This window comes from Luteimonas sp. TWI662 (assembly GCF_039673825.1).
Taxonomy (GTDB): Bacteria; Pseudomonadota; Gammaproteobacteria; order Xanthomonadales; family Xanthomonadaceae; genus Luteimonas.
In genome coordinates this window covers 21418-30922 of the sequence record NZ_JBDJMI010000036.1, presented here as the reverse complement: position 1 = coordinate 30922, position 9505 = coordinate 21418, and the positions used below count along the sequence as shown (strand labels likewise).

The following is a 9505-nucleotide window of genomic DNA, read 5'->3' as shown; positions in this document are numbered from 1 at the left end:
GCCGGTGTAGCCGCCGTCCTGGTTGACCTGGTTGCAGGTCGCCTCGATGAGCACCAGCGGCAGGGCGTGGCGCTGGGCATGGCGCAGCGCGGCCTCCAGCACCAAGGGGTGAGCGCAGCAGATGGAGGGGATACCGGCGCCGTCGCCTCGCGTGTGGCGGGCGACCAGCTCGAGCAGGGCGTGCATCGCGGTCCTCGTGTCGAAAAGGGGGGCAGGCGCCGCTTGGCATCCATCGTGTGGGCGGAGCGGCGGGCCTGGCGAAAAGGCGCATCCGGCGCGCAGGGAGAGTCTGCGACGAAACACATCGATTGGCAACGTTTTCTTTCGTTTCTGATAAGACTGAACTCGATTGCGGCACTGTGAGGGCCCCCGGCCGGTGCGCGCGCGGCTGATCGTCCGGCGCCAAGGCGATGGTGGGCCTGGATTACGGCCCTCCGCGCGCGCCGTCAGAGCGCGAGCGCGTCCTTTTGGCCTGAGGGGCCGTAGCAACCGGCGATGCGGCACCGGTCGTCCCGTATTTCGTTACAAGAAAATGTTGATGCCAAACGAAACATCATTTAGGCTAGATTTCGTTTTGTAGGTCGCCCCCACAGCCACCCACATCGAGGATGCTTCCGTGAAGACCGTTCGTCCGCATCGCAATCCGCTTTTCTGCAGCATCGCGCTGGCACTTCTTGTGCCGGCCGGCGTGTCGGCCCAGGTCCAGAACGTCGACGATCCTGAGGTGCCTGGAGGCGAGCGGATCGAGTCGCTCGACACGGTGATCGTGACCGGCGTCCGCGGCAGCCTCGCCCGGGCGGTCGAGCTCAAGCGTGACGCGGCGACTGTCCAGGATTCGATCAGCGCGCTGGAGCTGGGCAAGTTCCCCGACGACAACGTCGCCGACTCGCTGAGCCATATCACCGGTGTCTCGATCAGCCGCACAGCGGGCGGCGAGGGCCAGAAGGTCAGCGTGCGCGGCCTGGGGCCGGAATACACCCTGACCACGTTCAATGGCCGGTTGCTGGCGACCGATGGTGCCGGCCGCGATTTCGCGTTCGACGTGCTGCCGTCGGATGTAATCAGCGGCGCGGACGTGATCAAGGGCGCGCAGTCGTCGTTGACCGAAGGCGCGATCGGCGGCCTGATCAACCTGCGTTCGGCCAGCCCGTTCGACCGCACCGGGCAGCACGGTATCGTCCGCGTCGAAGGCGATCGCAACCAGATGTCCGATCTCAACGGTCACAAGTTCTCGGCGACCTACAGCAACACTTTCGCCGACGACACTGTTGGCGTGCTGCTCGGCGTGGTGTACGGCAAGCGCCGGGATCGCACCGACATCGCCGGCAACGACGGTGGCTGGACCCGCAATCCGGACCCGACGGACGAGACCTGGTCCGGCAACGCCTGGGGCGGCAACATCGACCCGAACGGCAACGGCGAACTCGACCCCGACGAGTACGGACTGATCGCGCCAGGCCAGTTCCGCGCCGGCTCGATCATCGAAGAGAAGAAGCGACGGGCGTTTTCGGGCAAGCTGGAATGGCGCCCCAGCGACCGTTTCCGGCTGACGGTGGACGGCCTGACCACGCGCCTCGATTCCCCGCAGGTCGGCTATCAGCAGTCCTACTATCCGCTGTTTGCGCCCGGGCGCTGGTCCGACATCACCGTCCAGAACGGGATCGTCACCGGGTTCACGATGGACAACCCGGATCCGGAGCTGCGGCTCAACCCGGAACTGCTCAACATGACCGAGCACCGTGTGGTCGACACCGATCTGTACGGGGCCAACGCGCAGTGGCAGGTCAACGACGACTTCACGCTCACCGCCGACATCTACCGCTCGACCTCCAAGCGTTACTCAGGTGGCCAGGATTCCTACGTGGTCCTGCGCATGAACCAGCCCAACACCGCCCGTATCGACCTGAGCGGCGCCGCGATGCCCAACGTGCGCGTGGACTTCGACGACGGTCGTTCGCTGGCCGACGGGTTCGATGCCGGCCGCTTCGGTGCGTCGGACTTCAACACCCATTACATGGAGCTGCGCGGCGACAACATCGTCGACGAAATCACTGGCGGTGCCCTGGGCGGCGAACTGTTCGTCGGGCGATCGGTTTTCGACCGCCTGCGCTTCGGCGTCAACGTCACCGATCGCAAGAAGTCGCGCGACCTGATCAACAACACCCTCAACGGCGGCGCGGACTACTACTCGGGCGACAACGCCATCAACGTCGGCGACCTGGGCGCGGGCGTGATCTCGCAGTCGCTGGCGTTGCCCAACTTCATGACGCGGGTCCATGCGGTCTTCCCGAGGTCGTTCATCGCCTTCGACGTGCCCAACTACCTGGGCCACCTCGCCCAGTACGATGGCCGGCCGCGAGCCGACGGCACGCCCTATGATTTCTCCAACGCGGCGCCGCAGTGGAATCCGCTCGAGAGCTACCGCGTCTCGGAGAAGACCAACGCGTTCTACGTGCAGGCCGACTTCGCCGGCGAGCGCTGGCGCGGCGATGTCGGCATGCGTGTGGTCAAGACCGATACGACGTCGCAGGCCTGGGACGCCAAGATCCTGCAGATCATCGAGAACGGTGCGTTCAACTACACCGCGGTCTACGACACGCCCAGCGCGATCGAGCAGAAGGGCGACTACACCTTCTACCTGCCGTCGGCGAACTTCATCTGGAGCTTCACCGACGAGCTGCAACTGCGCGTGGGCGCCGCCAAGACCATGGCCCGGCCGCCGGTCGACACGCTGGCGCCGACCAACACCACGGCCAGCGTGTCCTGGGGCGAGTTCACCCAGATCTACGGCGGCAACGTCGATCTGCAGCCCTACAGCGCCAAGCAAGGCGACCTGTCGCTGGAGTGGTACTTCACCGACCGCTCGATCTTCAACGTCGCCGTGTTCTACAAGCGCATCACCAACCAGATCACCACCAGTTGGGAACCGGGCCAGGACATCGGGGTCGGCCCGATCGTCGATGCCAACGGCACGCCGGTGAGCACCGGTCCGACGTTGTTCAACGTCATGCGCCCGATCAATGGCGACTACGCCAAGGTCCGGGGCATCGAAGCGGGCCTGCAGCACTTCTGGGACAACGGCTTCGGCTTCCGCGCGCAGTACACCCGCAACTGGGCGCGCAGCTGGGTCGGCGAGTTCGAGCGTCCGCTCGAGGGCATCGCGCCGTCGGTGTACTCGCTGGGCCTGATGTACGAGAAAGGCCCCTGGTCGATCGGCGCCACCGCCGACCACACCGATGGCTTCGTGACTGCGATCAACGTGCTCGGCGAGGGCTACAACGAGCAGGCCGATCCGATCACCTGGCTGACCGCGCATGCGTCCTACGCCGTCAACGACCGTTTCACGATCTCACTGGAGGGCAGCAACCTGCTCGACGACGAGAACACGTCCAGCATCAACGGTAACCCGCTGCTGTCGCAGGGCTACTACCGGTATGGCCGCTCGGTCACGCTGGGGCTGAGCTACCGGTTCTGAAGGCGTCTTGTGCGAGCGGTCCGGGCGTCGCCCCTGGACCGGTTGCGATCCCACGCTGGCGACAGGAGGGGTAGATCATGGAGCACCATCGATACCTGTTGCGTTGCGCGGCGTCGGCGATCCTGCTGGCGGTCACCGGAACATCCAGTGCGGGACTGCCCGATCCGGTGGAGCTGCGAGGAGCTTCGCTCTCGTCGTCCACTCCAGTCCAGGTCTCTGGCCGCACACAGGCCGCGCGTCTGGCCAAATCAGCGACGCCGGTGCGCGAGCGCGATGTGCGCCGACGCGGCGCTGCGGCCTATACGCCGGTTCCACTGCAGGCCACGATCGATCGGGTGCAGCCGATGACCGGCATCGTGCTGTGGAACGACAACGCGTCAGGCTTGGCGGCACTCGGCGAGGACGTGCAACTGGAGTTTGCCTACTTCAAGTACAGCGACGTCGTCACCGGACTTGGCACCTACGACTGGTCGCAGGTCGACGCCCGGCTGGCATCGGCGGCGGCACGCGGCCATCAGATGATCGTGCGCTTCCACGACACCTATCCCGGCCACACCACGATCTCGATCCCCAGCCACATCGGCAACGCCGCCGACCACGTGATCGACTACAGGAACGTGGAGGGCGAGCAAACCTTCGTGCCCGACTGGCGCTCGGCCACGTTGCGGGCCTTCATTCTCGACTTCTACACCAAGTTCGCGCAGCGTTACGATCTCGACCCGCGCCTGGCCTTCCTGCAGGTGGGCTTCGGCTCCTATGCCGAGTATCACCTGTGGGACGGGCCGTTGACCCTGGGCCGGACGTTTCCATCGAAAGCCTTCCAGCAGCAGTTTCTCGAGCACCTGGGCGCGACGTTTGCGCAGACCTCCTGGTCGCTGTCGATCGACGCGGCCAGCAGCACCTACTCGCCGTTCTCCGCCGTGCCGTCGTTGCGACAGCTGCGCTTCGGGCTGTTCGACGACTCCTTCATGCATGAGACGCATTCGAGCAGCAACAGCGAATACAACCGCGCGTCCTGGTTGTTCTTCGGCGACACCCGCTACCAGGACAGCCCGGCGGGCGGCGAGTTCAACTACTACAGCGACTACGACCAGGCGCATGTGCTCGATCCCAACGGCCCCTGGGGACGCAGTTTCGAATCCTTCGCGTCGCAGTACCGCATCAGCTACATGATCGGCAACGATCAGCCGGGCTATCAGACGCGCGCCCGCATTCGGGAGGCCGCGATGGCCACGGGCTACGCGTTCCGGATCACGGCGCTGGCGAGCGATGGCGAATGCGTGCAGATGTCGGTGCGCAACGAAGGCGTGGCGCCGATCTATTACGACGCCTGGCCCGCGGTCGACGGCCACCGTCTGGGCACGTCACTCAAGGGCTTGCTGCCGAATGCGGAGCGTTCTGCGTCGGCCTGCATCGGGCCGCATGCAATCGCCTCGCTGACAGTCGCGATCGAAAGCGATCGGCTCGTGCCGGGACAGCAGATCCAGTTCAACGCTTCGCTGCCGTAGGCGAGCCGCCGGGCCGGGCGGGCCGGCCCACCAACGAGAACGGGCGCCGCGAGGCGCCCGTTCGTCGTGTTGCTGCAGCGGTACGGTCGCTCAGTAGCGGTAGTGGTCCGGCTTGAACGGGCCTTCGACCGGCACGCCGATGTAGTCGGCCTGGGCCTGGGTGAGCTTGGTCAGCTTGACGCCGATCTTCTCCAGGTGGAGGCGTGCGACTTCCTCGTCGAGGTGCTTGGGCAGCAGGTAGACCTTCTTCTCGTAGCGGTCCTTGTTCGCCCACAGGTCGATCTGGGCCAGGGTCTGGTTGGCGAACGAGTTCGACATCACGAAGCTCGGGTGGCCGGTGGCGCAGCCCAGGTTCACCAGACGGCCATCGGCGAGCAGGAAGATCGCGCGGCCGTCGGGGAACACGTACTTGTCGACCTGCGGCTTGATGTTGATCTGCTGCACGCCCGCCAGCGCCTTGAGCGCATCGACCTGGATCTCGTTGTCGAAGTGGCCGATGTTGCAGACGATCGCCTGGTCCTTCATCGCCTGCAGGTGCTCGGCGGTGATGATGTCCTTGTTGCCGGTGGTGGTGACATAGACGTCGCCGCGGCCCAGCGTGCTCTCGATCGTGTGGACTTCGAAACCCTCCATCGCCGCCTGCAGCGCGCAGATCGGGTCGATCTCGGTCACCACGACGCGGGCGCCATAGGCGCGCAGCGAGGCGGCGCAGCCCTTGCCGACGTCGCCGTAGCCGCAGACCACCGCCACCTTGCCGGCCAGCATCACGTCCATTGCGCGCTTGAGTCCGTCGGCCAGCGACTCGCGGCAGCCATAGAGGTTGTCGAACTTGGACTTGGTGACCGAGTCGTTGACGTTGATCGCCGGCACCAGCAGCGTGCCGGCCTGGGCCAGCTGGTAGAGGCGGTGCACACCGGTGGTGGTCTCCTCGGACACGCCCTTCCAGTCGGCGACCACGCGCGTCCAGTAGCCCGGGCGCTCGCTGGCCACGCGCTTGAGCAGGTTCTTGATCACCTGCTCCTCATGCGAGGAGGCCGGCTCGTCGACCCACTTGCTGCCGTTCTCGAGCTCGTAGCCCTTGTGGATCAACAGGGTGACGTCGCCGCCATCGTCGACCACCAGTTCCGGTCCTGTCAGGGTGCCGTCGGGCAGGGTGAAGGTCAGCGCGTCGAGCGTGCAGTCCCAGTATTCCTCGAGCGTCTCGCCCTTCCAGGCGAACACCGGCGTGCCGGTCGCGGCGATCGCGGCGGCGGCGTGGTCCTGGGTCGAGAAGATGTTGCACGAGGCCCAGCGCACGTCGGCACCGATGTCCTTGAGCGTCTCGATCAGCACTGCGGTCTGGATGGTCATGTGCAGCGAGCCGGTCACGCGCACGGCCTTCAGCGGCTGGGTGGCGGCGTGCTTCTTGCGGATCGACATCAGGCCCGGCATCTCGTGCTCGGCGATGTCGAGTTCCTTGCGGCCCCAGTCGGCCAGCGAGATGTCGGCGACCTTGTAGTCGCCATCCTGGGAGAAAGCGCGCGCGGCGCCGGACTTCAACTGTGCGTTCATTGCATGCTCCGTACGGAATGCGATCGATGCATTCGCGATGACGGGCGCCGTTCGCAGGGCACCTGCGCCGAGCCTGGCCATCGAGGCGTCCGCTTGTGCGGAACGGGTCGTGGACGAAGCCACGCGATGGTCGCAGCGCCCCTCGGCGAGGCGGACCGCCATTCTATCGCAGCTCGCCACTGGAGGCGGCCAGGACCTGGGGCGCGCCCGTTGGGCGAGGCAAGGTTGATGTTCAGGTGCCGACTGCGCCGGCCGCCTTTGCGGTCCGGCCCTGGTGCGGTGCTGCGCGGGCGTAGTGACCGCTTTGCGATACAGCGCAAGTCCCGTCGGTCCCGGGCACGCACCCGCTGCCCAGCGCGACGCGACAGGTATGCTCGACAGCCTTGTGCGTTTTTTCGGATCGACTTCTGATGACTGCAACGACTGCCCGTCGCCGATTGTTTCTCGCCGTCTCCGCCACCTTGCTCGTCGCCTCGCTTGGTGGCTCCCCCGCGTTCGCGCAGACTGCGCCGGCAGTCGTAGCCGAGGACGGCGGCTACCAACTGCCGCCCGAAGCGTTGCGCGCGATCGTCGATGCGCCGCGTCCGCCGCGCTTGCTGCTGAGCCCCAAGCGCGACCTGGCCGCTTTCCTGCAGACGCCCGCGCTGCCGTCGATTGCCGAAGTCTCGCAACCCGAGCTCAAGCTCGGCGGCATCCGGATCAATCCCAAGACCTACTCGGCCAGCCGCGCCTCGTACGTCAGCGATGTCTGGCTCAAGCCGATCGACGGTGGCGGCGAGCAGCGCATCGCCGGCCTGCCCGAGCCGTTGTCGCTGGCTTCGCTACTGTGGTCGCCCGACCAGCGCCACATCGCCTTCAGCCAGGTCGACACGCACGCGGGCGAAGTGCAGCTGTGGCTGGTCGACGTGGCGACGCGTCAGGCGCGACGCCTGCTGTCCCAGCCGCTCAACGCGGTGGTCGGTAACGGCTTCGAATGGATGCCCGACGGGCAGTCGCTGCTGGTGCGGTTGCGTCCGCAAGAGCAGGGCGCCGCGCCGCAGGACGATGGCGTTCCGGCCGGCCCCAACGTCCAGGAGACCGGCGCCGGCGGCACGGTGCAGCAGTTGCGGACCTACCAGGACCTGCTGCGCAGCGAGCAGGATGCGCGGGTGTTCGCGCATTACATGACCAGCCAGCTCGCGCGCGTGTCGTTCGACGGCACAGTGTCGCCGATCGGCGCGCCCGGCCTGACCGTCAGCGCCACCGCTTCGCCCGACGGGCGTCATCTGCTGCGCCAGCAGATCGACCGGCCGTTCTCCTACCAGGTGCCGTATACGCGCTTCCCGCGCCGGATCGAGGTGATCGGACTCGACGGTGCGGTCCAGCACACGGTGGCGCGCCTGCCGTTGGTCGAGGGCCTGCCGGTTGGCAACGATGCGGTGCCCACCGGCGTGCGTTCGGTCGCCTGGCGCAGCGACGCGCCGGCGACGCTGGTCTGGGCCGAGGCGCAGGACGGCGGCGATCCGGCGCGTGAATTCGCGGTGCGCGACATCGTCTACGCGCAGGCTGCCCCGTTCCGCACAAAGCCGACTGCGCTCGCGCAACTGTCGATGCGCTACGCCGGCACGCAGTGGGGCACTGGCGATCTTGCGTTGCTGACCGAGTATTGGTGGAAAACGCGCCGGATCCGCGAGTGGCGCTTGCATCCCGACGGCGGCGCCGCGCCGGTGCTGGTGCGCGACGGGTCGTACGAGGACCGCTACGCCGACCCGGGCATGGCGGTGACGATGCCCGACGACAACGGCAATAGTCGGTTGCTGATCGCGGCCGATGGCCAGAGCATCTACCGCATCGGCGACGGCGCGTCGGAGGAAGGCGACCGGCCGTTCCTGGACCGCCAGCACTTGGCCGACGGCCGTACCGAGCGGCTGTTCCACTCGCAGGCGCCGGCCTACGAGGCACCGGTCGCGGTGCTCGATGCGCAGGCCACGCGGCTGCTGACCACGCGCGAAACGCCGGCCGAGCCGGCGAACTTCCTGCTGCGCCGCCTGGACGACGCCGATGCCGCACCGGCAGCGCTGACCGCGTTCGCGCATCCCACGCCGCAGCTGCGCGACGTGCACAAGGAGCTGGTCCGCTTCAAGCGCAAGGACGGTGTCGACCTGAGCGGCACGCTGTACCTACCGCCGGGCTACGACGCACAGCGCGACGGCCCGTTGCCGCTGCTGATGTGGGCCTATCCGGGCGAGTTCAAGTCCGCGGATGCCGCCAGTCAGGTGACCGATTCGCCGTACCGCTTCAACGCGGTCGGCTACTGGGGGCCGCAGGCGTTCCTGGCAATGGGGTATGCGGTGTTTGCCGACGTGTCGATGCCGATCATCGGCGAAGGCGATGCCGAGCCCAACGATACCTACATCGAACAACTGGTCGCCAGCGCCGAGGCCGCGGTGGATGAAGTCGTGCGCCGCGGCGTGGCGGATCGTCGCCGGATCGCGATCGGCGGGCATTCGTACGGCGCGTTCATGACCGGCAACCTGCTGGCGCACTCGCGGTTGTTCGCCGCCGGCATCGCGCGCAGTGGCGCCTACAACCGCACGCTCACACCGTTCGGCTTCCAGGCCGAGGAGCGCAACTACTGGCAGGCGCAGGACACTTACCTGCGCATGTCGCCGTTCAACTATGCCGGACAGATCAAGGATCCGATCCTGCTGATCCACGGCGAGGAGGACAACAATTCGGGCACGTTCCCGATGCAGAGCGAGCGCATGTTCGCGGCGATCAAGGGCCTGGGCGGCAATGCCCGGCTGGTGATGCTGCCCAAGGAATCGCACGGCTACCGGGCGCGCGAATCGATCCTGCACATGCTCTACGAGACCAACGCCTGGCTCGATCGTTATGTGAAGCATCGCTCCGAGGCACCCGCGGCGCCGTAACCCGGCGCTGCCGCCGCGACGCCCGATGGTGAACGGGCGTCGCGGTGGTCGTCAGCGCC

Annotated in this window: 5 protein-coding genes and 1 riboswitch; of the genes, 3 read left to right on the top strand and 2 right to left on the bottom strand. The window is 66.8% G+C overall.

All coding sequences use genetic code 11. From position 1 onward, the window contains the following. Nucleotides 1–186: class II D-tagatose-bisphosphate aldolase, non-catalytic subunit (locus ABE488_RS16980; RefSeq protein WP_346443313.1), on the bottom strand; the 186-nt coding region annotated here is incomplete at its 3' end. 430 nt (nt 187–616) lie between these two features. Here ABE488_RS16980 and ABE488_RS16975 point away from each other — a divergent pair. Both ABE488_RS16975 and ABE488_RS16970 read left to right on the top strand, forming a co-directional pair. Further along, complete coding sequence (locus ABE488_RS16975) at nt 617–3475, top strand: TonB-dependent receptor (protein WP_346449574.1); 2859 nt, start codon at nt 617–619, stop codon at nt 3473–3475. Between the two features lie 77 nt (nt 3476–3552). Then, nucleotides 3553–4983, top strand: a complete 1431-nt coding sequence (locus tag ABE488_RS16970; RefSeq protein ID WP_346449572.1) for a hypothetical protein — start codon at nt 3553–3555, stop codon at nt 4981–4983. A 90-nt stretch (nt 4984–5073) separates the two neighbouring features. Here the strand turns inward: ABE488_RS16970 and ahcY are convergent, their stop codons facing one another. Then, nucleotides 5074–6534: an adenosylhomocysteinase gene (ahcY, locus tag ABE488_RS16965; RefSeq protein WP_346449570.1), complete on the bottom strand. Its 1461-nt coding sequence runs from the start codon at nt 6532–6534 to the stop codon at nt 5074–5076. 35 nt (nt 6535–6569) lie between these two features. Then, a riboswitch (S-adenosyl-L-homocysteine riboswitch) is annotated at nt 6570–6684 on the bottom strand. 260 nt (nt 6685–6944) lie between these two features. Between ahcY and ABE488_RS16960 the strand changes: the two genes are divergently transcribed. Continuing rightward, a complete protein-coding gene (locus ABE488_RS16960) occupies nt 6945–9446 on the top strand; it encodes a prolyl oligopeptidase family serine peptidase (protein ID WP_346449568.1) in 2502 nt (833 codons plus the stop codon). Nucleotides 9447–9505 lie beyond the last annotated feature (59 nt).

Coding starts and splice junctions, on each gene's coding strand:
- ABE488_RS16960 (WP_346449568.1), top strand. CDS start 6,945: ATGACTGCAACGACTGCCCGTCGCCGATTGTTTCTCGCCGTCTCCGCC.
- ahcY (WP_346449570.1), bottom strand. CDS start 6,534: ATGAACGCACAGTTGAAGTCCGGCGCCGCGCGCGCTTTCTCCCAGGAT.
- ABE488_RS16970 (WP_346449572.1), top strand. CDS start 3,553: ATGGAGCACCATCGATACCTGTTGCGTTGCGCGGCGTCGGCGATCCTG.